The following is a 24,993-nucleotide window of genomic DNA, read 5'->3' as shown; positions in this document are numbered from 1 at the left end:
TTACGTCGCTCCCACAGCAAACACCTCGCACGTCTTTACCGTCATTTCCCCTATCCTGCCCCCACCATGATCCTGTTCCGCCACCTCGACAGCCCCGTAGGCACGCTGACGCTCGCCGCCACCGACGACGGCCTGCATGCGATCGAGTTCCCGCGCAACCGGCACCCGGCGGACCGCGAGGGATGGGTGTCGGGCGACCATCGCGTGCTCGATCTGGCGGCACGGCAGCTGGACGACTACTTCGCGGAGAAGCGGCGCGATTTCGACCTGCCGCTGGCACCGCGCGGCACGGACTTCCAGCGCACCGTGTGGCTGACGCTGGCCGGCATCGGTTACGGCGAAACGATCAGCTACGCGCAGCTCGCGCAACGGGTCGGCAAACCCACGGCGATGCGCGCAGTGGGCGCGGCGAACGGGCGCAACCCGCTGCCCATCGTGCTGCCCTGCCATCGCGTGATCGGGGCCGATGGCGCGCTCACCGGATTCGGTGGCGGCCTGCCGACAAAGCAGTTCCTCCTGGAACTCGAAGGCGCGTTGCCGCGCGCGAACGATCTGTTCGGCTGAGGCTTACATTCCGCGGAAGCGCTGCTGGAACGCGCCACTGACGGGCAGCACGTCGCTGCGGCCCTTGACGCTGAGGTGGTGACGGCCGAGGTCGTCCTTGCGCACGCGGTCGATGGCCTGCACGCGGACCAGCACGCCGCGGTGCACCTGCCAGAACACGTCGGGGTCCAGGCCACCGAGCAGTTCCTTCAACGGCATGCGGATGATCGCTTCGTCATCGGCGGTCACCACGCGCACGTACTTGTCCTGCGCCTGGAAGAACAGCACGTCGTCGACCGCGATCATGCGCACGCTGTCGCCGACGCTGGCGGTGATCCAGCGGATCAGGCGATCGCCCTGCGGCCGCAGGCGCGCTTCCAGGTCGTCGATCAGCGCGCGCATGTCCGGCGCACGCGCGTCCGCCAGGCGCGCCTGCACGCGTTCCACCGCCTGCATCAGGCGTGCGTCCTGCACCGGTTTGAGCAGGTAGTCCGCCGCGCCCGCCTCGAACGCGCGGATGGCGTAGTCCTCGTAGGCGGTGGTGAACACGACCAGCCCGCCGTGGGCGACCACCTGCCGGGCGACGTCCAGGCCATTGACGCCCGGCATGCGGATATCGAGAAAGGCGACCTGCGGCCGGTGCCGGGCGACCGCATCCAGTGCGGCGAGCCCGTCTTCGCAGACGGCGACGATATCGAGCTCAGGCCAGGCGGCGCGCAGCTGCTGCTGCAACGCGCGCCGCTGCGGCGCTTCGTCCTCGGCGATCAGGGTGGTGACGGCATTCATGCCGGCGACCCTAGCGGCACGCGGATCTCCGCGCAAACACCGCGACCGTCGACTGCTGGCGTCAAGGCGAACGCGGCACGCGTGCCGTACCGCGCCGACAGTTGTTCACGCACGTTCGCCAGGCCGACGCCGCTGCTCAGGCCGGGTTGCAGGCCGGCGCCGTCGTCACGCACCTGCACGCGCAGCATGCCGTCCTCGCGGACCGCTTCGATGTCGATGCGGCCGGGGCCGGGCCTGGGTTCGATGCCGTGCTTGATCGCGTTTTCCGCCAGGGTGATCAGCAGCGACGGCGGGAACGGCGACGCACGCAGCGCCGTGTCGGCGCGCACGGTGTACGTCAGCCGCCCGCCCATGCGCACCTGCATCAGCGCGAGGTAGCTGCTGCAGAGGTCGAGCTGCTGCCCGAGCGTGGCATGCAGGCCGCGGTCGTCGCGCAGTTTCGGAATGGTGGCGCGAAGGAAATCGACCAGCGCATCCAGGGTGGCTTCGGCTTGTGCGGGATCCTGCCGCACCAGCGCCCGCACGGACGCCAGCGTGTTGAACAGGAAATGCGGCTCCACCTGCGCCTGCAGCACGCCCAGGCGCAGGTCGGCTTCGTGCACACGACCTTCCAGCGCACTGAGTTCGCGCACGTGGTGGTGCTCGTCCCAGCGCCGGTGTTCGCTGAAGTACGCCCGCAGCGCCAGCCCACCGCCGAACAGACCGTAGATCACGACCAAGGCAGCGACGTTGATCGCCAGACCGATCGCCTTCACCAGCGGTGCCGGTGTCGGGGGCGTCATGTTCAATCCCGCGGCTTCCAGGCCCGGTTTGATCAACTGCTCGATGTAGGACGATCCCACGCGGTCGATGAAGAAGCTGAGCACCATGCCGACCAGCACGGCGATCACCACGGCCTTGCGCTCCCTTGCCATCGGCCACGCACGGTGCCGCACCGCGGTCGCCAACGCAGGACCCAGCGTGGCCATGAGACTGAAGACGACGAACTGCGTGATCGCGACCTTGATCGCGACGCCGAGGTCATGCACCGCCACACCGCTGCCGGCGCCGATGAAGGCGGCGACCACCGCGATCACGCTGCAGAACAACAGGCTGCGACCGACCAGCCAGCGCAGGCCGAATACGGGGTACTGGCGGTACCGGCTCCATATCGCATCGCCGCCCACGAGCACTTCCGCGGGCAACTTCTGACGCAGTGCGTAGGTGCGCTCCATGCTTACTTCCTGGCGCCGCGCAGTTGCTGGCCGGCCTGCTTCAGCGTCAGCGCGACGACCTTGCCGGCCGCATCGCGCTCGAAGCGGATTTCCGCGCCGACGGCATCCATGACGAAGACATCGCGTTCCACGGCCTGCACCGGCAGTGCCGGCTGGCCCGTGCCCTGGATGGTCAGCGTCTCGCCCTGCGCTTTCACGGTCAGCGCGAACGCGGGCACCAGCGGGTACTCACCTTCGTACTCGCGCAGCGTGGCCGCATCGATCTTCAACACGGGTTTCGACGCGGCAGCGTCGATCCGCTTGGCAGGCAGCACGCCACCCATCTGCATCCACGTGAACGACTGTCCCGCCGCGGTGCGCTGCGGCCGCAGCACCGCATCGAATTCGCGCGGATAAAAATCCCCCGCACTGTCGTAGCCCATCGCGTATGCGCCCTGCCCGGCCGCCTGGATCTCCAGCGCATCGCCCTTGCGGCGGAGGGTCATCTTCATGCCGCCGGCGAGTTCGTATTCGCCGGCGAGCGCGTCGAGCAACGCGCCGTCCGGCGTGGCTTCGCGCCGCGGCGTGCCGAGCGGGAAACTGGCGTCGACCAGATGCAGGCCCAGCGAGCCCAGGCTGCCGATCGAGTTCCAGGTGGTGTCGGACAGGATCACGACGCCGCGCTGCTTGTCCCTGTCGAACGACACGAACGACGAAAAGCCGCCCGTGCCGCCTTCGTGCACGTGCACCGTGCGTCCGGCGACGGGCATCAGCATCCAGTTCATCGCCATCGGCGGCGTGTCCGACACCTTCTGCTGCGACTGCTGCAATGCGGCCGAGATCGGCGTGGATTCGGCTCCCAACTGGCCCTGCAAGTAACGCACCATGTCGTCGAGCGTGGCGTGCACCCCGCCGACCCCGGCCAGGTTGGTGTGGAAATGCCAGGCCGACGTCGCACGCGCATTCGGCGTATGGCCCGCGGCCGCACGCACGCCCGCGGGGGCGGTGTTGACGTAGGCGTTGCGCATGCCCAGCGGCGCGAACAGCTTCTGTTTCAGCAACGTCTCCATGTCCGTGCCCGCGCGGCGCGCAACCGCATACGAAAGCACCATCGAGGCGAAGTTGGAGTACTCGAACTTCGTGCCCGGCGCCGCCGCCAGGGTGACGTCGCCAAGCGAGGCGAGCAGCGCGGCCTCATCCAGCTTCGCGTACGGGTCCGCCATGTCGGGGGCGCCCATGCGCGAGGGCAGCGCCGGCAGGCCGGAGGTATGCGTGACCACATGGCGCAGCAGGATCGGCTTGCCCTGGTACGTCGGCAGCTTCGTGCCTTCGGGTAGCCACGCGGACAGCGGATCGTCGAGCGATCCCTTGCCCTGGCCGATCAGGTCGGCGAGCAATGCCGCTGTCATCGTCTTGCTGACCGAGCCGATCTCGAAGGCCGTGTCGGGGCCGATGCGCGCGGCGTCCTTCGCGTCCGCGCACTGGTAGCTGCGGGCGACGCTGCCGGCCTCGACGACGGCCACGGCCATGCAGGCGCCGGTGCGGTCGCCCTGCAGCCGCTGCTGGACCACACCGGCCAGCGCCTGGTCGGTCATCGCATGGGCGGGGGTGAAGACGGCGACACCGGCGGCGGCGAGAGTGAGGGCGAGCGAATGGGCGTAGGCCATGGCGGTTCTCCTGATGGGATGGTCGCCATGCTGGCGAACGCGGCCGAGCCGCGTGCAGGTCTGCGATGGGCGCGCCCGGGGGCACGACGAACCCCGTGATCCGGGCGACGACCGGCCCGCCACCGTCAGTCGGCCAGCAGCTGGCGCACCGTCGCGCCGTAGCGCTGCGCGATGGCGTCGCGATCGACGTGCCGGCCGCCGGTCACCACGTCGCGTCCGCCGACGCGCACCGTCCTGACCAGCGGCCGGTTGCCGGCGAACAGCCAGCGATCGACCAGGTCCTCTGTCGAAGCGCCCGCCAGCGCCGGCGCGTCGTCGTCCAGCCAGACGCCTTCCTGCGCATCGCGCGGCAGGCCCGTGGCATCGCTTTCGCTATCCAGCACGCCGGCGAGCAGCGTGCGCCCGACGCTGGGCGAGCCCGGCAGCACTGCGATGTTGCGATGGCGCGTGGCGAGCCGCTGGCCGTACTCCAGCCAACGCAGCTCTTCCACCGGCGACACCGACACGTGCGAATCCGACCCGATGCCCCACCGGCCGCCGGCCTGCAGGAAATCGCGCAGCGGGAACAGGCCATCGCCGAGGTTCGCTTCCGTCGTGGGGCAGATCGCGACGGTGGCCCCGCTGCCGGCGACGCCGCGCGTCTCCCCCGGCGTCAGGTGGGTGGCATGCACCAGCGTCCAGCGACGGTCGACCGGGAACTCGCGCAACAGCCATTCCACCGGACGCGCATTGCGCAGCGCCAGGCAGTCCTGCACTTCGCCCACCTGTTCGGCGATGTGGATGTGCACGGGCGCGTCGGTCGGCAGCGCGGCGAGCACCTCGCGCATCGCGGCTTCGGGCACGGCGCGCAGGCTGTGGAAGGCGCAGCCCACGCGCAGCCCTTCATCCTGCAGCGGACGCAGGGTATCGAGCAGGTGGAGGAAGCCTTCCACGTCATGCCCGAACCTGCGCTGGCGCGCCGACAGTTCGCGGCCATCGAAACCACCGGTCATGTACAGCACTGGCAGCAGGGTCATGCGGATGCCGGTGTCGCGCGCGGCGACGATCAGCGCCTTCGACATCGCCGCGGGATCCGCGTACGGCGCGCCGTCGGGCTGGTGGTGCACGTAGTGGAATTCGCACACCCGGGTGTACCCGGCCTCCAGCATCTCGGCATACAGCTGCGTCGCCACCGCGTAGGTGCTCTCGGGCGTCATCCGCGCGGCGAAGCGGTACATGATTTCCCGCCAGGTCCAGAAGCTGTCTTCCGGATTCGTCTGGTGCTCGGCCAGCCCCGCCATCGCCCGCTGGAACGCGTGCGAGTGCAGGTTGGCGATGCCGGGCACGCGCCATCCTGCGTCGGTGGCGACGACCTGGCCTGCAAGGGAATCGGGATTCGACATGGCGGTGCTTACGGGCGGCGACAGGGGTGCGTTAGGCTACCGCGTCGTCCCTGCCAAGACACGCCCGCGAGGGCTGTCCACCCTCATGCTCGCCATCGTCCTCTCGCTGGTCGCCGTCGCCATCTCGCTGATGGTGGTGTTCATCGCCGTACAGGCGCAGAAGAAGAAGGGTCACGCAGGTCATGGCCCGAGTGGTCATGCCGGCGATGCCAGTCATTCCGGGCATGGCGAGATGGGGTGCGCCCCCGATGGCGGCTGCGATGGCGGCGGAGGCGACTGACAGCATGGAGACGCGCTGGGATGGCCTGCTGGTCAACGCACGCCTGGTCACCCTGGCCGGCGATGCCGGTTATGGCGTGGTGGAAGACGGCGCCCTCGGCTGGCGCAATGGCGTGTTCGTGTTCGCGGGCCGTAAGGACGCGCTGCCTGCCGCGCCCGACGCGCTGGCCGGCGAGGTCCTGGACGCGCAAGGCGGCTGGGTGACGCCCGGCCTGGTCGATTGCCACACCCACGTCGTGTTCGCCGGCGATCGCGCGGGCGAGTTCGAACAGCGTCTGCAGGGCGCCAGTTACGAGGACATCGCGCGGGCGGGCGGCGGCATCGTGTCCACCGTGAGCGCCACCCGCGCCGCCAGCGAAGACGCCTTGTTGGCCGCCTCGCTGCCGCGCGCGCGCGCCTTGCGCGACGACGGCGTGACCACGCTGGAGATCAAGTCCGGCTACGGCCTGGATTTCGACAACGAACGGAAGATGCTGCGCGTCGCCCGCCGTCTGGGCGAGGTGCTCGGCATCACCGTCCGCACCACCTTCCTCGGTGCGCATGCGCTGCCGCCCGAGTTCGCCGGACGCGCCGACGACTACATCGACGCCGTCTGCCGCTGGGTGCCCGACCTGCATGCGGAAGGACTGGTCGACGCGGTGGATGCGTTCTGCGAGCGCATCGGGTTCACCGCGGCACAGACGCAACGCGTATTCGAAGCGGCGCGCGCGCTCGGCATCCCGGTGAAGCTGCATGCCGACCAGCTAAGCGATGGCGGCGGCGCCGCGCTCGTGGCGGGCTTCGATGGCCTGTCGGCCGACCATGTGGAATACACGTCCGAAACCGGCGTCGCGGCGATGGCGCGTGCGGGCAGCGTTGCCGTCCTGTTGCCGGGCGCGTTCCATGTGCTGCGCGAAACCACCCTGCCCCCGCTCGACGCCTTCCGCGCGCATGGCGTGCCGATGGCGGTGGCGACCGATTGCAATCCGGGCACATCGCCGTTGCAGTCGTTGCGCCTGGCAATGTCGCTGGCCTGCACGCATTTCCGGCTGACGCCGGAAGAAGCGCTGCGTGGCGCCACCGTGAACGCGGCCAGGGCCCTCGGTCTTGAAGACCGCGGTCGCCTGGTTGCCGGACAGCGTGCGGATTTCGTCCGTTGGCGGATCGACCAGCCGGCGCAACTGGCGTACTGGCTGGGCGGCGACCTGGTGTCGGCCGCGCATGTCGGCGGACGCGTGGTGGACATGCGCTGAAAAACAAAACCCCGGCCGGGGCCGGGGTTCCGTGTTCGCGTCCGGCCGGGCCGGAGCAGCGGGCTTACTTGGCGACAGCCTTCTTGGTCACGGCCTTCTTCGCCGGCGCCTTCACCACCGCCTTCTTCGCGGTCGCGGTCGCCGCAACGCCCGCCTTGGCCACGGTGCTCTTGCGCGCGTTGCCGTAGCTGGACGAATAGCGCTTGCCCTTGGCCGTCTTGCGATCACCCTTGCCCATCGTAGTTCTCCTGATTCATTGAAAAGTCCGCCCGGGGGTAAGGGCGGTAGCAGGGGCGCCGACCGTTCAGCGGCACCCGCGCAGGGCCGCAAAGCCTACCACAGCGGGGCCTCCGGCTCCCTGCCCGACGTCGCGCTCAGCGCTAGTGGGCGCAGCTGGCGTCGTGGATATGCCAGTGGTTCAAGCGCAGGTTGAGGAGGTGGGCCAGGCCGACCAGCATGCCGCCCACGGTCATCACGATCGCGTGGGGCACGACGGATTCGTGCAGGGGCGCATACAGCACGCCGGCCCACAGCGCGGCCAGGCCGAACAGCAGCATGCCCAGCGCGCGGAATGCGCGGTGACGACGGTAGCCCCAGACCAGACTGAAGAGGCCCAGGATCGTCACGAAGGTCACGAAGGCCTGCTCGAACCCATCGCCCAACCAGACCGACAGCCCCAGCGACGGAATCGCCGCCAGCAGCAGCGGCGTGATCGCGCAATGCAGGGCACAGACCAGCGAGCCCGCGGCGGCGAACCGGTCGATGAAGGAGCGGAGGGAGGACTTCATGGCCACAAGTATGACTTCCGGGAGGGTTATATTGTCACTATTGGTATATTATAACATCAACAGCAACCCCACATGAGTGATCCCCACCCCATGCCCTCGTCCCGTCGCGTCGCCCGCCCCGTCCCCCGCCTGCTCGCCACCGCCCTCACCCTGGCGCTCGCCTCCCCGGCCGCCTTCGCCAATGACGCCGGCGCGCCCCAGGCCAAGGACCTGGACGCGGTGGTGGTCACTGCCTCTCCTTTGAAAGGCAACGCCGAATCCGTGGCAACCCCGGTGGACGTGCTGTACGGCGAGGACCTGGACAAGGCCAAGGCCGGCACGCTGGGCGAAACGGTCGCCAAGCTGCCGGGCGTGCAGACCACTTATTTCGGCACCGGCGTCGGCCGCCCGATCATCCGCGGCCAGGAAGGCCCGCGCGTGCAGGTGCTGTCCGGCGGTATCGGCTCAATGGACGCCTCCACCGTCAGCGCCGACCACGCGGTCAGCATCGAGCCGTTCCTCGCCGACCAAGTCGAAGTGTTGAAGGGCCCGGCCACCCTGTTGTTCGGTAGCGGCGCCATCGGCGGTGCGGTCAACGTGGTCGACGGCCGCCTGGCCGAATCGATCCCCGACGAGCCATTGAGTGGCCGCGCGGAAGTGCGTGGCAACACGGTCAACGACGAGCGCACCGGCATGGTCCGCCTTGATGGCGTCAGCGGGAACTGGGTGCTGCACGTCGATGGCCTGGTCCGCGACACCGATGATTACGACATCCCCGGCGTCGCCATCCTGCACGACCATGAGGAAGGCGAAGAGCACGAGGAAGAACCTCAGCCGAACGGCACGCTGCCGAACAGTTCGGTGCAGACGCGCGCGGGTGCGGTCGGTGCGACCTATCTCGGCGACCGCGGTTACTTCGGCGTGGCCGCCAGCACCTACCGCAGCAACTACGGCATCCCCGCCGGCGCACACGTGCATGGCGAGGAAGACCACGACCATGACCACGACGGCGAAGCGGACCACGACGAAGACGCTCACGAGGAAGGCCCGGTCCGCATCGACATGGCGCAGAACCGGTTCGACATGAAAGCCGGCGTCTACGAACCGGTGTCGTTCCTGCAGAGCATCAACCTGCGCGCGGCCTGGAACGACTACGAACACGTCGAGCTGGAAGGCGGCGACATCGGCACGCGTTTCACCAACGAAGGCTACGACGCCCGCCTGGAAGCGGTGCAGAAAGCGTGGAACGGCTGGCGTGGCGCGTTCGGCCTGCAGTTCGGCAGCACCGATTTCAGCGCGGTTGGCGAAGAAGCGTTCGTGCCTTCGACAGTGACCGATACGGTCGGCCTGTTCGTCGTACAGGAGAAGGACTTCGGCCCTTGGAAGCTCGAACTCGGCGGGCGCTATGACCAGGTCAAGCTGAAGCCCGACGATCGCGCATCGACCGACTTCGACGCGGTCAATCTGTCGGCAGCGGCGATCTGGCGCCTGAGCGACGGCTTCGATCTGCGCTTCGGCCTGGATCGCTCCGAGCGCGCGCCGACCAACGAGGAACTGTTCGCCGGCGGCACGCACGTGGCCACGCAGTCCATCGAAATCGGCGACGCGACGCTCGACACCGAGAAGGGCGTGCGCGCGGAGATCGGTGCGCACTGGCACACCGATCGCGTCGAGTTGAAGCTGGCGGTGTACCAGACGAAGTTCAAGGACTTCATCTATCTCACCGACACCGGCGTGGAGGAGGAAGGCTATCCGGTGCGCCTCTGGGCGCAGGACGACGCCACCTTCACCGGCGCCGAGGCCGAAGCGAAGATCCAGCTCGCCGATACGGCCGCCGGCGCCTGGGACCTGCGCGTGTACGGCGACTACGTGCGCGCGGAACTCGACGGCAGCGGCACCCGCACCGTGGCATTCGAAGTGCCACATGGCGACCACACGCACGGTTACGAAGTCGACATCGCGCAGGGCGGCTACCTGCCGCGCATTTCGCCGATGCGCGTCGGCGCCGACCTCGGCTGGTCGTTAGGTGGCTGGCGCGCGTCGCTGGGCGCGGTGCGCTACAGCAAGCAGGACGATGTGGCACAGAACGAGGCGCCGAGCGATGGCTACACGCTGGTCGATGCGCACCTGGCCTATCGCTGGGACCGCACTGCCTCCAGTTGGGAAGTCTTCCTCGATGGCAGCAACCTGACCGACGAAGAAGCGCGTCCGCACACCTCGCTGCTGCGCGACTACGCGCCGTTGCCGGGCCGCGGCGTGGCGTTCGGCCTGCGCGCGTACTTCTGATCGGGTCCTGATGTTCCTCCCCCGGGCGGCTGGCCGTGATGGCAGCCGCCCTTCTTGACAGCAATTATGTGCATATACACATAATTCACCCCCGCCACGCGAGCCGCCCCCATGTCGCCCTCCCCCACGCCCAGCGTGTGCACCTGTTTCCGCCTCCGGCGCGCCAGTCGGCGCGTGACGCAGGTGTACGACCATGAGCTGGCCGGCGTCGGCCTCAGCCTTAACCAGTACTCGATCCTCCGCCGTACCGAACGCGAACCCCGCGCGCTCGGCGGACTGGCCGAGGAACTCGGGATGGACCGCACCACCCTCACGCGCAATCTGTCCCCGCTGGTGGACGCCGGCCTGCTGGAAACCGTGCGCGGCGGAGACGCCCGCCAACGCCTGGTGGCGCTGACGACCGAGGGCCGCGCCCGGCTCACCCGCGCGAAGCCGCGCTGGCAGCGCGCGCAAGCCGTCATCGACGATCTGATGGGCGACGCCGCTGTCCTGCGCCTGCACGGCGAACTGGATCGCCTGGACGGCCTGCTGCGCCAGCACCTCGGGGAGGCCGCATGAACACCGCCGCGACTTCGACCGCGCCACGCATGCACTGGGGCCTGCTGCTCGCGGCCTCCGCCACCCTGATGATCACCATGGGCGCGCGCCAGACGACGGGGCTGTTCGTCGCCCCGATCCACCAGGACACCGGTATCGGCATCGCGGCGATCAGTTTCGCCCTCGCCATCGGCCAGTTCACCTGGGGCGCCGTGCAACCGGTGTTCGGCGCGGTCGCCGACAAGCGCGGCTCGACCGGCGTACTGATCCTCGGCGCGATACTCCTCTCGCTGGGGCTGGCGCTCACCCCGCACCTGACTTCGCCCTGGGGGCTGATGTTCACCCTGGGCGTCCTGACCGCCGCCGGCGCCGGCGCCGGCAGCTTCTCGATCCTGATCGGCGCTACCGCGCAGCAGTTGGCGCCCGAGAAGCGTTCCTTCGCCGCCGGCTTCATCAACGCAGGCGGTTCGCTGGGCCAGTTCGTGTTCGCGCCGCTGGTGCAGGCCGTCATCGCGTTCGCCGGCTGGGCCAGCGCCATGTACACGCTGGCCGTCGCCTCGCTGCTCGCAATCCCGCTCGCCTTCCCGCTGCGCAAGAAGACCGCAACGACGGCAGGCACGGCGACCGCCACCGCGATCGGCGACATCAGCCTCAAACAGCAGATCGCGATCGCCCTGCGCGACCGCAGCTACTGGATGCTGCATCTCGGCTTCTTCACCTGCGGCGTGCACATCGCCTTCCTGGTGACGCACCTGCCGGGCGAAGTGGCGTTGTGCGGCCTGCCAGCCAGCGTGTCGGCCGTCGCGCTGATGTTGATCGGCCTGTTCAACGTGGCGGGCAGCCTGATCGCCGGCGCGCTCGGCCAGCGCGTGCGGATGAAGTGGATCCTGGCGGTGATGTACGCCAGTCGTGCGGTGATGATCGCGCTGTACCTGATCTCGCCGCCTACGCCGTTGACGTTCTACATCTTTGCGGCCGCACTGGGCTTCACCTGGCTGGCCACGGTGCCGCCGACCGCGGGCCTGGTCGGCAAACTGTTCGGCCCCCGCTACCTCGGCACGCTGTTCGGCCTGACGCTGTTGTCGCACCAGATCGGCGGTTTCTTCGGCGCGTGGCTTGGCGGCTTGGCGCTGGAGCGCTTCGGCGACTACACCTGGATGTGGTACGCCGACATGGTGCTGGCGCTGATTGCGGCGGCGGCCAACCTGCCGATCCGGGAGACGTCGCCGAAGGCGGTGCCCGCTGCGGCGTAAGCGCGCCGCGTTTACGACCGCCGGGGTCTCAGGCCTCGGCGCAGCGGGCGCAGAGCCCGTGCACTTCCAGCGTCTGCGCCTGCGGCTGGAAACCCAGCGCCTTCGCGCGCGCGTCGAGCGCGGCGACGACATCGCGATCCTCAAGCTCCACCGCGCTGTGGCAGCGGTCGCAGATGAGGAACGGCACCGAATGCTGGGCGCTGTTCGGGTGGTGGCAGGCGACGAACGCATTCATCGATTCGAGCTTGTGCACGAAGCCGTTCGCCATCAGGAAATCCAGCGCACGGTAGACCGTCGGCGGCGCATCCGCACCGACACCCTTCGTCGCCCGCACCCACTCCAGCAGTTCGTACGCCTTCACCGGCTTACCGGCTTCGGCGATCAGTTCCAGCACGCGTGCCCGGATGGGCGTTAGGCGCAGGCCGCGCTCCTGGCACGCACGCTCCACCGCGGCCACGAACGCGCGGGCGTCGTGGACGTGGTGTTTCGGGTCGGTGCAGGCGTGGGCGTGCGGCATGGGCGCTCCGGAATCAGGCGGTCACACCGGTCTTGATAAGTGCGGCGTCGATGCGTTTCAAGGCTTCGTCCCGCCCGGCCAGGTAGACCGTGTGGGAAATATCCGGGCTGACCTGGGTGCCGGTGATGGCCACGCGCAGCGGCTGGGCGACCTTGCCCATGCCGATGCCGAGCGCGCCCGCGACGTCGTGCAGCGCCACGCCCACGGCGTCGGCGGTCCACTCGCCCACGGCCGCCAGTAGCTCACGCGCCTTGGCCAGCGGTGCATGCGCGGCGGCGACCAGGTGCTTGGCCACGGCCGCCTCGTCATAGGCCTCCAACGGCTGATACCAGACCAACGCTTTCTCGGCCATGTCCTTCAGCGTCTGCACGCGGTCGCGCAGGGCGATCACCACGTCGGCCGGCGCGGGGCCGCGAGCCAGGTCCACGTCGAGCCTTTCCAACTGGTAGACCAGGTGCGGGGCGATGTCCGCCGGCGCATCCGTCTTCAGGTAATGCTGGTTCACCCAACCGAGCTTGGCCATGTCCAGGCGCGCGGCCTTGGAATTCACGTCCTTCACGTCGAACAGGTCGATCAGCTCCTGGCGCGAGAACAGCTCCTGGTCGCCGTGCGACCAGCCCAGCCGCGCCAGGTAGTTGATCAGCGCGTGCGGCAGGTAGCCGGCGTCCTTGTACTGCATCACGTCGGCCGCGCCGGTGCGCTTGGACAGCTTGGCGCCCTGCTCGTCCAGAATCATCGGCATGTGGGCGAACTTCGGCACCGGCGCGCCGAGCGCTTCGTAGATGTTGATCTGCCGCGGCGTGTTGTTGATGTGGTCGTCGCCGCGGATGACCTCGGTGATGCCCATGTCCCAGTCGTCCACCACCACGGCGAAGTTGTACGTGGGGTAGCCGTCCGGGCGGAAGATCACCATGTCGTCGAGTTCGCTGTTGGCGATCTCGATCCGGCCCTTGATCAGGTCGTCGAAGGCGACGACGCCATCGAGCGGATTCTTGAAGCGGATGACGCGGTTCGGATCGTCGCGGTGCGGCAGGTTCTGCTCGCGTGCGGCGCCGTTGTAGCGCGGCTTCTCCTGCTTCGCCATGGCGGCCTCGCGCATCGCGTCGAGCTCTTCGCGCGTTTCGTAGGCGTAGTAGGCCTTGCCGGCCGCCACGAGCTGTTCGGCCACTTCGCGATAGCGGTCGATGCGGTGGGTCTGGTAGATCGGGCCTTCGTCGTAGCCCAGGCCCAGCCAGTCCATCGCCTCCAGGATCGCGTCGATCGCCGCCTGCGTGCTGCGCTCGCGGTCGGTGTCCTCGATGCGCAGAATGAACTCGCCGCCGCGGTGGCGCGCTTCCAGCCAGCAGTACAGCGCCGTGCGGGCGCCGCCGATGTGCAGGTAGCCGGTGGGACTGGGGGCGAAGCGGGTACGGCAGGCCATGGGGAACTCGGGGAACGGAATGCCGCCGATTTTAACCCGCGCGCGCCGCGTTTCCCCTGCTCGTTCAGGCGGAAGGCTTAGAATCGCCGCATGACCACGCTCTTCATCTCGGACCTGCACCTGGACGCCGAACGCCCCGCCGTGACCGCGCTGTTCGGGGCGTTCATGCAGGGCGAAGCCCGGCGCGCCGACGCGCTTTACCTGCTGGGCGACCTGTTCGAAGCCTGGGTGGGCGACGATGACCCCTCGGAGACCGGCGCCTATGTCGCCGCCCGCATCCGCGAGGTGGCCGATGCCGGCGTGCCCGTCTTCTTCATCCGCGGCAACCGCGATTTCCTGGTCGGCGACGCCTTCGCCCGACGTGCGGGCATGCGGATCCTGCCCGACCCGGCGGTCGTCATGCTGTACGGCAAGCCGGCGATCCTCATGCACGGCGATCTGCTGTGCACCAGCGATGTGGCTTACCAGGCGTTCCGAGCGCAGACGCGCAACCCGGCCTGGCAGGCGCAGTTCCTCGCACAGCCGTTGGCCGCGCGCCTCGCCTTCGCCGCGCAGGCGCGGGCCGCCAGCGCCGCGCACCAGGGCGGCATGAAGCAGAACGACAAGGCGCAGTTCGAGACGTTGACCGACGTGACGCCCGCGACCGTGGACGCCACGCTGGCCCAGTTCGGCATCGACACGCTGATCCATGGCCATACGCACCGCCCCGCGATCCACGACGTCATGGTCGGTGATCGTGCCTGCCGCCGTATCGTGTTGGGCGACTGGTACGAACAGGGTTCGGTGTTGCGCGTAGAACCGGACGGGATGACGACGCTGGAACGTTTGTCGGCCTAGGGCGCTTCCAACGCCGCCAGCTCATCCTCGTCGAAGCCGGCCAACAGGCGCGCTTCGATATTGAACGGACCGTGCAGATAACCGCCGGCGTATTCCTTCAGTAGCTCGCGAAAGCGAGCACGTGGTTCGATGCCACGCTGCGCGCAGTACCAGCGGTACCAGCGCGATCCGGCGGCCACATGCGCGACCTCTTCGCGCAGGATCAGATCGAGGATCTCGACCGTCGCATCGTCGCCGAGCTCGCGCAGCTTCACGATCATCCCCGGCGTGACGTCCAGACCCCGCGCCTCGAGCACGCGCGGCACCAGCGCCATCCGCGCCAGGCCATCGTGGGCGGTCTTCTCGGTCATCTCCCACAGACCGTTATGGGCATCGAAGTCGCCGTACGCGTAGCCGAGTTCGCGCAAGCGATCGCGCAACAGCACGAAGTGGCGTGATTCGTCATGCGCGACCTGCACCCAGTCGGCATAGAAGGCCGCGGGCAGGCCGCGGAAGCGGTAGACCGCATCCCACGCCAGGTCGATGGCGTTGAGCTCGATGTGCGCGATGGCGTGGATGAAGGCCGCGCGCCCCTGCGGGCTGCCGAGGCCGCGGCGTGGCAGCTCGCGCGGATGGACCAGCACCGGCCTGGCCGGCCGACCTGGCATCCGGATCGGATCGGGCGCCGGTGCGTCGTCGGGCGCCGCCAGTTCACCGCGCAGAAAGGCGTCGGCGTAGCGCTGGGTCAGTCCGACTTTCTCATCGACATCGGCCGCCGCCAGACAGGCGCGTGCGGCCTCGAACAGCGTGCCCATGTGGTGGGCGTCGGCTCAGCCGACGCGGCGCTTGCGCTTGGCCTCGTCCGAACGCATCTGCTCGATGCGCTCGAAATAACCGGTCTCGATGCCGGTGACGTAGTTGCCGTCGAAGCAGGAGGAGTCGAAACGCGGCAGGTTCGGATTGCCCTCGCGCACGGCGGCCTCGAGATCGTCCAGGTCCTGGTAGATCAGCCAGTCGCAGCCGAGCAGCTTTTCGATTTCCTCGACGCTACGGCCATGCGCGACCAGTTCGTCCGCTGCCGGCATGTCGATGCCGTAGATGTTCGGGTGGCGCACCGGCGGCGCGGCGCTGGCCAGGTAGACCTTGCGCGCGCCGGCGTCGCGCGCCATCTGCACGATCTGCTTGGACGTCGTGCCGCGGACGATGGAATCGTCCACCAGCAGCACCACGCGGTTGCGGAATTCCAGGTTGATCGGGTTGAGCTTGCGGCGCACCGACTTCACCCGCTCGCCCTGCCCCGGCATGATGAACGTGCGACCCACGTAGCGGTTCTTGATGAACCCTTCGCGGTACTTCACGCCCAGCACGTTGGAGATCTCCAGCGCGGCATCGCGCGAAGTATCCGGGATGGGGATGATCGTGTCGATGTCGTGGTCGGGACGCAGGCGCAGGATCTTCTCGCCCAGCTTCACGCCCATGCGCATGCGCGCCTTGTGGACCGACACGTTGTCGATCATCGAGTCCGGTCGCGCGAAGTAGACGTACTCGAAGATGCAGGGCGCGTGCTCCTGCGGCTCGGCGACGATCTCGCTGAACAGTTCGCCGCGCGCGGTGATGACGATGGCCTCGCCGGGCTGCACGTCGCGCACGCGGGCGAAACCGAGGATGTCCAGCGCTGCGGACTCGGACGCCACGATGTATTCGACGCCCTCGTTGTGCTCGCGCTTGCCGAGCACCAGCGGTCGGATGCCGTGCGGGTCGCGGAAGGCCACCAGGCCCAGGCCGAGCACCACGCTGACCACGGCATAGCCGCCTTTCACCCGACGATGCACGCCGGCGACGGCGCGGATCGCCGCTTCGGGCGTCAGCGTACGTTGCAGGTCCAGTTCGTGCGCGAACACGTTCAGCAGCACTTCGCTGTCCGAGTCGGTGTTGATGTTGCGGCGGTCCTGCGCGAACACGTCCTGGCGCAGCGCATCGGTGTTGATCAGGTTGCCGTTGTGCGCCAACGCGATGCCGTACGGCGAATTCACGTAGAACGGCTGCGCCTCGTCCATGCCTTCGGAGCCGGCGGTGGGATAGCGGCAGTGGGCGATGCCCACACGGCCTTCCAGCACGCTCATCGCCTTGGCGTTGAAGACGTCCCGCACCAGCCCGTTGTCCTTGTGCACGCGCAGGCGCGTGCCATCGGCGGTGGCAATGCCGGCCGCATCCTGGCCGCGATGCTGGAGGACGGTCAGCCCGTCATAAAGCTGGCCGGCAACGTTCTGGTTGCCGACGATTCCGACGATGCCGCACATGGTGACCTACTCCGGTTTCGACTCGGGCGAAGCTGGCGGGGGGGCGCGCTCCTGCGGGACGCTGGCGTCATCCAGCGGCAGGGGCAAGGGTTGCAGGCGCGCATTATCGCCCGCCGGCCCCCCGTTGCCAAAGTCCAGTTCCTGCACGGTCCATTCCGGCAACCAGCGTGAAAGCCACTGCGCACCGGGCAGCAACACCGGCACGACGGATGAACGTTGCCATTCAGGTTCGCGCGGCAAATCGGTGAACGCCGCCAGCAGCAGCACGATGCAGGCCACGAACGCGCCCCGCAACAGCCCCAGCACCAGCCCCAGCACCCGGTCCACGCCGGACAGTCCGACCGACTTGACCATCTTCCTGACGCACCAACTGGTCAGGCCGACCACCACCATCACCCCGATGAAGCTGAGTGCGTAGCCCCCCAGCAGGTCGGCGGACCCTGGCGGACCGTCGTCTGACAACCAAGTCGCCACATCGGCACCGTGATGGAACGCGACCCACCCTGCCAGCACCCAGGCGATCACCGAGGCGAGCACGCCGATGAAGCCGCGCATCGCGCCGAACAGCGTCGACACGCCGATGATGGCGACCAAGGTCAGGTCGAGCACGCTCACGCGGCGCGCCCTGCGGTCGCGAAGAGGCGTGTCGGCATCAGGGGTGCGGGCGCACCATGCCGTCGATGCCCACCTTCGCGGCGACCTGCGCCTTCAGGCGGTCGGCTTCGGCGCGGTCGGCCACCGGGCCCACGCGCACGCGGCTCAGCGCGCCCTTGTCGGTGCGCACCTGTTCGACGAAGGCACTGAAACCGGCGGCGCGCACGCGGTCGCGCAGCTTGTTCGCATCGGCGGCGTTGGAGAACGCACCAAGCTGCACGGCGTAGCCGACGCCGGACGCGGCGGGCTTGGCCGGTTCTGCCGGCTTGGGCGCCGGTGCGGCAGGCTTGGCGACGGGTGCGGGCGCGGGCTTGGTCTCGGTCGCGACCGGCTTGGTCTCCGCCGGCACGGGCTTGGCGACCGGCTTGGCCGGCTCGGGCGGCAGGGCCTGTGTGGTCACGGCCGAAGTCGAGGGCGCGGCGCTGGCGACCGAAGGCGCAGGCGCGGGCGCGGCGGGCGCCGGGGCAGGCACGGCGTCCAACGTCACCACCTGGGCGTTGACGTCACCGCGCACCTTGATCGCATCCAAGCGTGCGGCTTCGGCCTGCGCGCGTTCGGCGTACGGTCCGACACGCACGCGGAAGGCCTGCTTGCCATTGATGGTGGCCGGCTCCACGAAGCCCGGCAGCTTGGCCTGCTTCACGCGGACCAGCACCGCGTCGGCGTCGGCCTGCGTGGCGTAGGCGCCGAAGCTGACCGCGAAATCACCGCCTGCGGTGGCCGGAGGCTGCAGCGCGCCTTCGGCGGGCGCCGGCTCGGCGGCGGGCGCGGCCACTTGCCCGTCCAGCCCCACGGCGCCGTTGGCCGGTGCGTTGCCGGGGGTGACCAGCGGAAGTTCGCGCGTTTCGTACTCGCCATCGGGCGCGGCGGGCACCTCCAGCGGCACGTCCGACACGCCGCTGTCGGGCGCCGGCCCCTTGACCAGCATGGGAAGGAAGATGACGGCCAGTGCGACCAGCACGACGGCGCCGATCAGGCGCTGTTTCAGGGCGGTATCCATCCAGGTCCAGGGCAGCAGCGGCGGGAATGCCGAGGCGATTATACGGCGCGGTTCCGGCCGCTCCCCGTCATCGACCTGAATGCAGCGCCTGCATCGCGTCGGCGACGGTATGGAAGGAACCGAACACCAGCACGCGGTCGCCGGGATGCGCGACGGCCAGGACGGTCTGCAGCGCATCGGCGACGCGCGCATGTCGGGTCGCCTCCGCCGCTGCGGTATCGGTGAGCCGCGCAGCAAGCTGGTCGGCGGACTGCGCGCGCGGCCCGGCATCGAGCCCTGCCAGGTGCCACCGCAGCGACGCGCCCGCGAAAGCCTCCACCACGGACTTCACGTCCTTGTCGGCCAGCGCCGCGAACACGGCATGGGTTTCGCCCGCGACAGGATGCGCCTGCAACCACGCCGCCAGTTCGCGTGCCGCCTGCGGGTTGTGGCCGACGTCGAGCGCCACGTCCACGTCGCCCTGCGGCATGCGCTGCAGGCGTCCGGGCAGCGCGGCGTTCGCCACGCCTTGCGCGAAGGCCGCGTCGGGGATCGCCTCGCCCGGCAGCGCGCGAAGCGCGGCGATCGCACTGGCGGCATTCGCCCGCTGGGCCGGCGCCGTCAGCGCGGGCACGGGCAATACCAGCTCGGCCCCCACTTCCCGCCAGCGCCACTGCCGGCTGTCGACGGGTTCGTGGAAGAAGTCGCTGCCCAGCCGCAAGGCGTTCGCACCGATGGCGTACGCATGGCGCAGCACGCTGGCGGGCGAATCGACTTCGCCCAGCACCAGCGGCTTCCAGGCGCGGGCGATGCCGGCCTTCTCGCGGCCGATGGCCTCGCGATCCTCGCCGAGCCAGTCGGTATGGTCGATATCGACCGTGGTGATCACCGCGACGTCGGGATCGACGAGGTTCACCGCATCCAGGCGACCGCCCAGGCCGACTTCCAGCACCACCAGATCCAGGCCGGCGCGCTCGAACAACCACAACGCGGCCAGCGTGCCGAATTCGAAATAGGTCAGCGGCGTATCACCGCGCGCGGCGTCGACGACCTCGAACGCGGCGACCAGCGACGCGTCATCGGCGTCGACGCCATCGATCCGCACGCGCTCGTTGTAGCGCAGCAGGTGTGGCGACGTGTAGGCGCCCACGCGCCATCCCGCGGCACGCGCGATGGCCTCGACGAAGGCCACGGTGGAACCCTTGCCGTTGGTACCGCCCACCGTGATGACGCGCGCGGCGGGCTTGCCGAGCGCCATCCGCGTGGCGACCTCGCGCACGCGCTCCAGGCCCATGTCGATCGACTTGGGGTGTTGTTGCTCGATGTAGGCGAGCCACTGCGGGAGATCGGTACGCGCCATGCAGGCCTGCGGATGCGTCAGAGCGCGCGGTGCTTCGCTTCGCCGAAGAACGGCGTGTGGTGCGCACAGTCGTTGAGGCGCACGACTTCCAGCTGATCGACGCTCGGACCCTCCAGCAGATTGAGCGTGGTCGGCGCCTGGCGGAAGGTCCACAGCTTGGCGATCGGCAGGCCGAGGATCCGGCACAGCAGGACGCGGTTGACGGCGTCGTGCGCCACGATCAACAGGGTGTCGTCGTCGCCCAGCCCCTCGGCGGCGCGTGCGAGGCCCCGCCACGAACGATCCAGCACCTGGCGCAGCGATTCGCCGCCCGGCATCAGCACGGTGTCGGGCTCCTCGCGCCACGCCAGCAGGCGCGCCGGGTCCTTGTCCTGGATCTCACTGGCCAGCAGGCCCTCCCACTCGCCGTGGGCGATTTCCTGCAGATCCGCATCGGTCTGCAGCAGCTCGGCGCGTGCATCGCCCAAGGCGAGCTTCGCGGTGAGCTGCGCGCGCGACAGCGGCGAGGCGACCGCGCGATCGATGCGTACGTCCTTCAGGCGCTGGCCCAATGCCGTGGCCTGGCCTTCGCCGACCGGCGACAGCGGGATATCGATCTGGCCCTGATAACGGCCTTCGGCGTTCCACGGCGTTTCGCCGTGGCGGGCAAGCAGGATGCGCATGCGTCGGTGTGTCCATTCGAGGAAAGCGGTCCCGCTTCCGGAAGCGGAAGCGAAGACGGGAGCGGATCATACCCGCTCCCGTCCCGCGCCTGCCGCTAAGTTGCAGGTGTTACTTGCCGACGCCCATTTCCTTCAGCAACTGCGGCGCAGGGTAGACCTCCTGCATGATCCAGCGCAGGTAGCGGCCGTCCACGGCGATCATGCGGGTCATCTTCGGATCGAACACCCAGTTGGAGCTCACCGACTCCCAGTTGCCGTCGAAGGCCAGGCCGATCAGCTTGCCGTGCGCATCCAGCACCGGCGAGCCGGAATTGCCGCCGGTGATGTCCAGGTCGGACAGGTAGTTCACCGGCACCGAGCCGAGGCGCTTGTCTTCCAGCCCGCCGTAACGCTTGGCGGCCACGGCATCGAGCAGCGCCTTCGGCGAATCGAACGGATCCTGGCCGGTCTCCTTGGCCACCACGCCTTCCAGCGTGGTGAACGGGGTGTACGCCACGCCATCCTTCGGCGTGTAGCCCATCACGTTGCCGAAGGTGATGCGCAGCGACAGATTGGCGTCCGGATAGACGAACTCGCCCTGGCTCTTCTTGTAGTCGGCCAGCGCCTGCAGATAGACCGGGCGCGCCGCAAGGTTTTCGCCGGCACGCGTCTTGCGCTCCTGTTCCAGTTTCAACAGCGTCGGCATCACCGCCACCGCGTACTGGATGGCCGGATCCTTGCTGGCCTCGAACGCCTTGCGATCGGCGGCGAACCACTTCAGGCGCTCCTCGGTGGTGCCCAGCTTCGTGCCGGCCAGACGGTCGAGCGCGCGCTTCACGGCCGCGGCGTTGTTGCCGCCGAGCCACGCGTCCACGGCGGCGACGCGCTGGTCGGCCGGCAGCTTCAGGTATTCGCCCAGCCAGTACTCCTGCAGCCGGCGGTCCATCGCCGCGACGTAGCGGCGCTCGAGCTGCTTCTGCGCCCCTTCGATGGAGGGCAGGTCGCGCTCCTGGTAACCGGATTCGCGCTCGGCATTGGGCTTCTCGCGTTCCAGCGACAGGCGATACAGCTGGGTGGCGGAACCGACCATCGCCGTGTTGTTGAACATCGACAGGGTGAGGTCGCGTTCGCGCGTGGCCTTGTTCTGCTCCAGCAGGGCGAGCAGCCGGGCGTGCGCCTCCAGCGCCGGCTGGCCCTTGGCGCCCTGGCCCTTCAGCCAGGCGAGCACGGCGGCTTCCTCATGCTGCTTCTGGCCGGCGGCATCGATGCGCTTGAAGCCTTCCAGCTGGCCGTCGTAGTTCTTGCTGGTGTTGTTCCAGCCCGCCATCGTGGCGGCGTACTTCACCTGGATGTCGGCGTTCTTCTTGCCGGCGTCCTGCACCATCGCGATCTGGTTCTTGTAGTGGCGCGCGATGGTCGGGTACGTCCACGCGGCCGTGTTGTCGAACTCGGCGGCCAGCGCATAACGGTTGGTCGAGCCCGGATAGCCGGCGACCATGACGAAGTCGCCCGCGCCCAGCGGCTTGTCGGCGAACTTCAGCCAGTGCTTGGGCCGGTACGGCACGTTGTCCTTGGAGAACGCCGCCGGCTTGCCGTCCTTGCCCACGTAGGCGCGGTAGAAGGCGAAGTCGCCGGTGTGGCGCGGCCACATCCAGTTGTCGATGTCGCCGCCGTACTTGCCCACGCTGCCCGGAGGCGCGTACGCCAGGCGCACGTCCTTGATCTCCAGGTTCTTGAACAGGCGGTAGGTGTTGCCGCCGGAGAAGCTGTAGAGGCGGCAGCGGAAGCCGGCGTCGGCCTCGCAGTCGGCGATCAGCTTCTTCTCGAAGGTCTCCAGCGCCTTGGTGCGCGCCAGCGCGTCATCCCCGGCGGCGGCGATGGCCGCCTTCGCGTCCTTGGTCACGTCGGTGATCTCATCCAGCACGAACACCCGTGCGTTCGGTCCCGCGCTGACCTCATCGCTCGTGGCCGGAGCGTTGAAGCCGTTCTTGATCAGGTTGTTCTCGGCCGTGGAGTTCAGCTGGATGGCACCGTACGCGCAGTGGTGGTTGGTGACCACCAGCCCGTTCGGCGACACGAAGCTGGCGGTGCAGCCGCCCAGTGCCACCACCGCGCCCATCGGGTCGCCGGTCAGGTCGGAGATCTGCTTGGGCGACAGTTTCAGCCCGGCCTTCTTCAGCGGCCCGGCGATTTCGGGCAGTTGCTGCGGCACCCACATGCCCTCGCCCGCCTGGGCGACCTGGGCGGCGAGCAGGGACAGCGGGACCGCGATGGCGGTGGCGAGCAGGTTCGGACGCATGGAAACCCCGGGACTGGCAGGAAAGTTCCGATTGTAATGAACCTGTCACCGCGGCCGTCCCATGACTTTCGTCCTACGGCACCCCTGCCTCCCGGGCGCCCCGGGCTGTCAAGGCGCCCTGCAACAGGGCGGCACGCAGCCGGGGCGTATAATCCGCGCCCTCATTTACCTGGATCGACGTCCGATGGCACAGACGATGAAGGCGCTGGTGAAGCGCGAGGCCGGCAAGGGCATCTGGATGGAGGAACTCCCCGTCCCGCAGCCCGGCCCCAACGAGGTGCTGATCAAGCTGGAGAAGACCGCCATCTGCGGTACCGACCTGCACATTTACCTGTGGGACGAGTGGAGCCAGCGCACGATCAAGCCCGGCCTGACCATCGGTCATGAGTTCGTCGGCCGCATCGCCCAGCTTGGCTCCGCCGTCACCGGTTACGAGGTCGGCCAGCGCGTATCGGCCGAGGGCCACATCGTCTGCGGCCACTGCCGCAACTGCCGTGGCGGCCGCCAGCACCTGTGCCCGAACACCGTGGGCATCGGCGTCAACCGCAATGGCGCCTTCGCCGAATACATGGTGATGCCGGCCAGCAACCTGTGGCCGATCCCGGACCAGATCCCCAGCGAGCTGGCCGCGTTCTTCGACCCCTACGGCAACGCGGCGCACTGCGCGCTGGAATTCGACGTGGTCGGCGAGGACGTGCTGATCACCGGCGCGGGCCCCATCGGCATCATCGCCGCCGGCATCTGCAAGCACATCGGCGCGCGCAACGTGGTGGTCACCGACGTCAACGACTTCCGCCTGAAGCTGGCCGCCGACATGGGCGCCACCCGCGTCGTCAACGTGGCCAACCAGTCGCTCAAGGACGTGATGGCCGACCTGCACATGGAAGGCTTCGACGTGGGCCTGGAGATGAGCGGCAATCCGCGCGCCTTCAACGACATGCTCGACTGCATGTACCACGGTGGCAAGATCGCGCTGCTCGGCATCCTGCCCAAGGGCGCCGGCGTGGACTGGGACCGCATCATCTTCAAGGGCCTCACCGTGCAGGGCATCTACGGCCGCAAGATGTACGAGACCTGGTACAAGATGACGCAGCTCGTGCTGAGCGGTTTCCCGCTGGGCAAGGTGCTGACGCACCAGTTGCCGATCGACGAGTTCCAGAAGGGCTTCGACCTGATGGAACAGGGCAAGGCCGGCAAGGTCGTGCTGAGCTGGAACTGACGGCTCGGCGTCTACAAGGCAAAGAAAAAGGGCGCCTCGCGGCGCCCTTTTCTGTCGTTCCTGCGAGGCTCAGTTGCCGACGCTGACCGTGAACACCAAGCGATCATCGGCCCACTCGCCGGAGTTCACGTTGCCATGACTGTCCGTACCGACGTAGCCGAGCGACGTCGTGACAGCACCAAACGACTTGCTGAGGCTGACACCATAGTCGGTGTAATCGTCGTACGGCAACGTGCTATCGAACGTGGTGTGGCCCACGTTGAAAGCGATCGAGAAATCCTTCGGCAGGTCGTAGCTTGCGCCGAGCGCGTAGTACCAGCTCTCTTCGTCGAGGCCGTACACGTCATCGGTATAGGCGATCGTCGCGCTGTAGTTTTCCAGGAAGCTGGTCTTGGTGATCAACTCGGTGTAGCTGCTCGCGGCGGCTTCGGGATACACGTAGCGGTTGACCATCACGTCGAAGTTGACCGAATCGGTGATATCGACGTTGTAACCCACGAAGAAGTCGACTTCGAAGTCGGGCTTGCTGGTGTTGAAGTCCACCTGCGACGCCCACGTGCCCGCGTATAGACCGAACGGGGCCGTGTAGGTAACGCCTGCCTGGCCCGCCGGCTTCTCATCGTTCTGCGACACGCCGCGGAACACATAGTCGGACGTCACGGCCAGTGACCAGCTGATCGGGGATTCTTCTTCCTCGGCCTCCTGCGCGAAGGCGGACATCGGCAGCGCCAACAGCAGGGCGGTGGCGAGGGCGGTGCAGAGCTTGACGGGCTTCATCCGGATTCTCCTGTGGCGGTGTGGATCGTGGCGGGTCAGCGAGCCGTGGAACGTCGTACAACCGTCATCACGGCTTCACTATTTTT

General features: G+C 68.4%; 24 protein-coding genes. 8 read left to right on the top strand and 16 right to left on the bottom strand.

What is annotated here, in order from left to right; genetic code table 11:
• Positions 1-66: 66 nt before the first annotated feature.
• Positions 67-564: a methylated-DNA--[protein]-cysteine S-methyltransferase gene (locus BLT45_RS06290; RefSeq protein ID WP_093296533.1), complete on the top strand. Its 498-nt coding sequence runs from the start codon at positions 67-69 to the stop codon at positions 562-564.
• A 3-nt stretch (positions 565-567) separates the two neighbouring features.
• Here BLT45_RS06290 and BLT45_RS06285 read toward each other — a convergent pair whose 3' ends face one another.
• From BLT45_RS06285 to BLT45_RS06270, 4 genes are all read right to left on the bottom strand, one after another.
• Positions 568-1,329, bottom strand: coding sequence for a LytR/AlgR family response regulator transcription factor (locus BLT45_RS06285; RefSeq protein WP_093296530.1), 762 nt, complete (start codon positions 1,327-1,329; stop codon positions 568-570).
• Positions 1,326-2,543 carry a sensor histidine kinase gene (locus tag BLT45_RS06280; RefSeq protein WP_093296528.1) on the bottom strand — a complete coding sequence of 406 codons (1,218 nt, stop codon included), beginning with the start codon at positions 2,541-2,543 and terminating at the stop codon, positions 1,326-1,328. Before BLT45_RS06280 ends, BLT45_RS06285 begins: the two co-directional genes overlap by 4 nt.
• A gap of 2 nt (positions 2,544-2,545) precedes the next feature.
• Entirely contained in the window at positions 2,546-4,189 is a 1,644-nt protein-coding gene (locus BLT45_RS06275; RefSeq protein WP_093296525.1) for a serine hydrolase, read from the bottom strand.
• A gap of 125 nt (positions 4,190-4,314) precedes the next feature.
• Positions 4,315-5,571: a formimidoylglutamate deiminase gene (locus BLT45_RS06270; protein ID WP_093296522.1), complete on the bottom strand. Its 1,257-nt coding sequence runs from the start codon at positions 5,569-5,571 to the stop codon at positions 4,315-4,317.
• An 85-nt stretch (positions 5,572-5,656) separates the two neighbouring features.
• Here BLT45_RS06270 and BLT45_RS06265 point away from each other — a divergent pair, with 85 nt between their 5' ends.
• Both BLT45_RS06265 and hutI read left to right on the top strand, forming a co-directional pair.
• Positions 5,657-5,851, top strand: coding sequence for a hypothetical protein (locus tag BLT45_RS06265; protein WP_139187940.1), 195 nt, complete (start codon positions 5,657-5,659; stop codon positions 5,849-5,851).
• Between the two features lie 4 nt (positions 5,852-5,855).
• A complete protein-coding gene (gene hutI / locus BLT45_RS06260; RefSeq protein ID WP_093298604.1) occupies positions 5,856-7,082 on the top strand; it encodes an imidazolonepropionase in 1,227 nt (408 codons plus the stop codon).
• Positions 7,083-7,146: 64 nt separating this feature from the next.
• Here hutI and BLT45_RS06255 read toward each other — a convergent pair whose 3' ends face one another.
• Together BLT45_RS06255 and BLT45_RS06250 are read right to left on the bottom strand one after the other, a co-directional pair.
• Positions 7,147-7,320, bottom strand: a complete 174-nt coding sequence (locus BLT45_RS06255) for a 30S ribosomal protein THX (RefSeq protein ID WP_093296516.1) — start codon at positions 7,318-7,320, stop codon at positions 7,147-7,149.
• A gap of 142 nt (positions 7,321-7,462) precedes the next feature.
• Positions 7,463-7,870: a MerC domain-containing protein gene (locus BLT45_RS06250; protein ID WP_175455740.1), complete on the bottom strand. Its 408-nt coding sequence runs from the start codon at positions 7,868-7,870 to the stop codon at positions 7,463-7,465.
• Between the two features lie 72 nt (positions 7,871-7,942).
• Here BLT45_RS06250 and BLT45_RS06245 point away from each other — a divergent pair, with 72 nt between their 5' ends.
• The 3 genes from BLT45_RS06245 (at position 7,943) to BLT45_RS06235 (ending at position 11,925) form a co-directional block, all read left to right on the top strand.
• On the top strand, positions 7,943-10,135 hold the full coding sequence (locus tag BLT45_RS06245; RefSeq protein ID WP_254771794.1) for a TonB-dependent receptor: 2,193 nt from the start codon (positions 7,943-7,945) through the stop codon (positions 10,133-10,135).
• A gap of 111 nt (positions 10,136-10,246) precedes the next feature.
• The gene (locus tag BLT45_RS06240) at positions 10,247-10,693 is read left to right on the top strand and encodes a MarR family winged helix-turn-helix transcriptional regulator (protein ID WP_093296507.1); all 447 of its coding nucleotides are present in this window, start codon (positions 10,247-10,249) and stop codon (positions 10,691-10,693) included.
• On the top strand, positions 10,690-11,925 hold the full coding sequence (locus BLT45_RS06235; RefSeq protein WP_093296504.1) for an MFS transporter: 1,236 nt from the start codon (positions 10,690-10,692) through the stop codon (positions 11,923-11,925). The genes BLT45_RS06240 and BLT45_RS06235 overlap by 4 nt, the downstream gene beginning before the upstream one ends.
• A 28-nt stretch (positions 11,926-11,953) precedes the next feature.
• On the opposite strand, the gene BLT45_RS06230 is transcribed toward BLT45_RS06235, so the two are convergent.
• Together BLT45_RS06230 and gltX are read right to left on the bottom strand one after the other, a co-directional pair.
• A complete protein-coding gene (locus BLT45_RS06230; RefSeq protein WP_093296501.1) occupies positions 11,954-12,442 on the bottom strand; it encodes a transcriptional repressor in 489 nt (162 codons plus the stop codon).
• Positions 12,443-12,455: 13 nt separating this feature from the next.
• Positions 12,456-13,862, bottom strand: a complete 1,407-nt coding sequence (gltX, locus tag BLT45_RS06225) for a glutamate--tRNA ligase (RefSeq protein WP_093296498.1) — start codon at positions 13,860-13,862, stop codon at positions 12,456-12,458.
• A gap of 90 nt (positions 13,863-13,952) precedes the next feature.
• On the opposite strand from gltX, the gene lpxH reads away from it, so the two are divergent.
• A complete protein-coding gene (lpxH, locus tag BLT45_RS06220) occupies positions 13,953-14,699 on the top strand; it encodes a UDP-2,3-diacylglucosamine diphosphatase (protein WP_093296495.1) in 747 nt (248 codons plus the stop codon).
• On the opposite strand, the gene BLT45_RS06215 is transcribed toward lpxH, so the two are convergent.
• The 7 genes from BLT45_RS06215 to BLT45_RS06185 all read right to left on the bottom strand — a co-directional run bounded on the left by BLT45_RS06215 (position 14,696) and on the right by BLT45_RS06185 (position 22,911).
• Complete coding sequence (locus tag BLT45_RS06215; RefSeq protein ID WP_093296493.1) at positions 14,696-15,493, bottom strand: ferritin-like domain-containing protein; 798 nt, start codon at positions 15,491-15,493, stop codon at positions 14,696-14,698. The genes lpxH and BLT45_RS06215 overlap by 4 nt on opposite strands.
• 15 nt (positions 15,494-15,508) lie before the next feature.
• Entirely contained in the window at positions 15,509-16,978 is a 1,470-nt protein-coding gene (purF, locus tag BLT45_RS06210) for an amidophosphoribosyltransferase (protein ID WP_093296490.1), read from the bottom strand.
• A 6-nt stretch (positions 16,979-16,984) separates the two neighbouring features.
• Complete coding sequence (locus tag BLT45_RS06205; RefSeq protein WP_093296488.1) at positions 16,985-17,593, bottom strand: CvpA family protein; 609 nt, start codon at positions 17,591-17,593, stop codon at positions 16,985-16,987.
• A 37-nt stretch (positions 17,594-17,630) separates the two neighbouring features.
• Positions 17,631-18,632: an SPOR domain-containing protein gene (locus tag BLT45_RS06200; protein ID WP_093296485.1), complete on the bottom strand. Its 1,002-nt coding sequence runs from the start codon at positions 18,630-18,632 to the stop codon at positions 17,631-17,633.
• A 67-nt stretch (positions 18,633-18,699) separates the two neighbouring features.
• A complete protein-coding gene (gene folC / locus BLT45_RS06195) occupies positions 18,700-19,971 on the bottom strand; it encodes a bifunctional tetrahydrofolate synthase/dihydrofolate synthase (RefSeq protein ID WP_093296483.1) in 1,272 nt (423 codons plus the stop codon).
• Between the two features lie 17 nt (positions 19,972-19,988).
• On the bottom strand, positions 19,989-20,633 hold the full coding sequence (locus BLT45_RS06190; RefSeq protein ID WP_093296480.1) for a histidine phosphatase family protein: 645 nt from the start codon (positions 20,631-20,633) through the stop codon (positions 19,989-19,991).
• A gap of 109 nt (positions 20,634-20,742) precedes the next feature.
• Complete coding sequence (locus BLT45_RS06185; RefSeq protein ID WP_093296478.1) at positions 20,743-22,911, bottom strand: S46 family peptidase; 2,169 nt, start codon at positions 22,909-22,911, stop codon at positions 20,743-20,745.
• A gap of 184 nt (positions 22,912-23,095) precedes the next feature.
• Here BLT45_RS06185 and tdh point away from each other — a divergent pair, with 184 nt between their 5' ends.
• The gene (tdh, locus tag BLT45_RS06180) at positions 23,096-24,130 is read left to right on the top strand and encodes an L-threonine 3-dehydrogenase (RefSeq protein ID WP_175455739.1); all 1,035 of its coding nucleotides are present in this window, start codon (positions 23,096-23,098) and stop codon (positions 24,128-24,130) included.
• Positions 24,131-24,199: 69 nt separating this feature from the next.
• On the opposite strand, the gene BLT45_RS06175 is transcribed toward tdh, so the two are convergent.
• Positions 24,200-24,907, bottom strand: coding sequence for a TorF family putative porin (locus BLT45_RS06175; RefSeq protein WP_093296475.1), 708 nt, complete (start codon positions 24,905-24,907; stop codon positions 24,200-24,202).
• Positions 24,908-24,993: the final 86 nt, after the last annotated feature.

The organism is Pseudoxanthomonas sp. CF385 (assembly GCF_900104255.1).
Lineage (GTDB): Bacteria > Pseudomonadota > Gammaproteobacteria > Xanthomonadales > Xanthomonadaceae > Pseudoxanthomonas_A.
Note: the sequence above shows the minus strand (reverse complement) of the source record. Positions and strands in the feature narration are given on the sequence as shown.

What these genes read in the sequence shown, in the direction of transcription:
- folC (WP_093296483.1), bottom strand. Translation starts at nt 19,971, where the DNA reads ATGGCGCGTACCGATCTCCCGCAGTGGCTCGCCTACATCGAGCAACAA.
- BLT45_RS06235 (WP_093296504.1), top strand. Translation starts at nt 10,690, where the DNA reads ATGAACACCGCCGCGACTTCGACCGCGCCACGCATGCACTGGGGCCTG.
- hutI (WP_093298604.1), top strand. Translation starts at nt 5,856, where the DNA reads ATGGAGACGCGCTGGGATGGCCTGCTGGTCAACGCACGCCTGGTCACC.
- BLT45_RS06255 (WP_093296516.1), bottom strand. Translation starts at nt 7,320, where the DNA reads ATGGGCAAGGGTGATCGCAAGACGGCCAAGGGCAAGCGCTATTCGTCC.
- BLT45_RS06215 (WP_093296493.1), bottom strand. Translation starts at nt 15,493, where the DNA reads ATGGGCACGCTGTTCGAGGCCGCACGCGCCTGTCTGGCGGCGGCCGAT.
- BLT45_RS06230 (WP_093296501.1), bottom strand. Translation starts at nt 12,442, where the DNA reads ATGCCGCACGCCCACGCCTGCACCGACCCGAAACACCACGTCCACGAC.
- lpxH (WP_093296495.1), top strand. Translation starts at nt 13,953, where the DNA reads ATGACCACGCTCTTCATCTCGGACCTGCACCTGGACGCCGAACGCCCC.
- BLT45_RS06245 (WP_254771794.1), top strand. Translation starts at nt 7,943, where the DNA reads ATGAGTGATCCCCACCCCATGCCCTCGTCCCGTCGCGTCGCCCGCCCC.
- gltX (WP_093296498.1), bottom strand. Translation starts at nt 13,862, where the DNA reads ATGGCCTGCCGTACCCGCTTCGCCCCCAGTCCCACCGGCTACCTGCAC.
- tdh (WP_175455739.1), top strand. Translation starts at nt 23,096, where the DNA reads ATGGCACAGACGATGAAGGCGCTGGTGAAGCGCGAGGCCGGCAAGGGC.
- BLT45_RS06190 (WP_093296480.1), bottom strand. Translation starts at nt 20,633, where the DNA reads ATGCGCATCCTGCTTGCCCGCCACGGCGAAACGCCGTGGAACGCCGAA.
- BLT45_RS06240 (WP_093296507.1), top strand. Translation starts at nt 10,247, where the DNA reads ATGTCGCCCTCCCCCACGCCCAGCGTGTGCACCTGTTTCCGCCTCCGG.
- BLT45_RS06285 (WP_093296530.1), bottom strand. Translation starts at nt 1,329, where the DNA reads ATGAATGCCGTCACCACCCTGATCGCCGAGGACGAAGCGCCGCAGCGG.
- BLT45_RS06290 (WP_093296533.1), top strand. Translation starts at nt 67, where the DNA reads ATGATCCTGTTCCGCCACCTCGACAGCCCCGTAGGCACGCTGACGCTC.
- purF (WP_093296490.1), bottom strand. Translation starts at nt 16,978, where the DNA reads ATGTGCGGCATCGTCGGAATCGTCGGCAACCAGAACGTTGCCGGCCAG.
- BLT45_RS06250 (WP_175455740.1), bottom strand. Translation starts at nt 7,870, where the DNA reads ATGAAGTCCTCCCTCCGCTCCTTCATCGACCGGTTCGCCGCCGCGGGC.
- BLT45_RS06200 (WP_093296485.1), bottom strand. Translation starts at nt 18,632, where the DNA reads ATGGATACCGCCCTGAAACAGCGCCTGATCGGCGCCGTCGTGCTGGTC.
- BLT45_RS06265 (WP_139187940.1), top strand. Translation starts at nt 5,657, where the DNA reads ATGCTCGCCATCGTCCTCTCGCTGGTCGCCGTCGCCATCTCGCTGATG.
- BLT45_RS06270 (WP_093296522.1), bottom strand. Translation starts at nt 5,571, where the DNA reads ATGTCGAATCCCGATTCCCTTGCAGGCCAGGTCGTCGCCACCGACGCA.
- BLT45_RS06175 (WP_093296475.1), bottom strand. Translation starts at nt 24,907, where the DNA reads ATGAAGCCCGTCAAGCTCTGCACCGCCCTCGCCACCGCCCTGCTGTTG.
- BLT45_RS06280 (WP_093296528.1), bottom strand. Translation starts at nt 2,543, where the DNA reads ATGGAGCGCACCTACGCACTGCGTCAGAAGTTGCCCGCGGAAGTGCTC.
- BLT45_RS06185 (WP_093296478.1), bottom strand. Translation starts at nt 22,911, where the DNA reads ATGCGTCCGAACCTGCTCGCCACCGCCATCGCGGTCCCGCTGTCCCTG.
- BLT45_RS06275 (WP_093296525.1), bottom strand. Translation starts at nt 4,189, where the DNA reads ATGGCCTACGCCCATTCGCTCGCCCTCACTCTCGCCGCCGCCGGTGTC.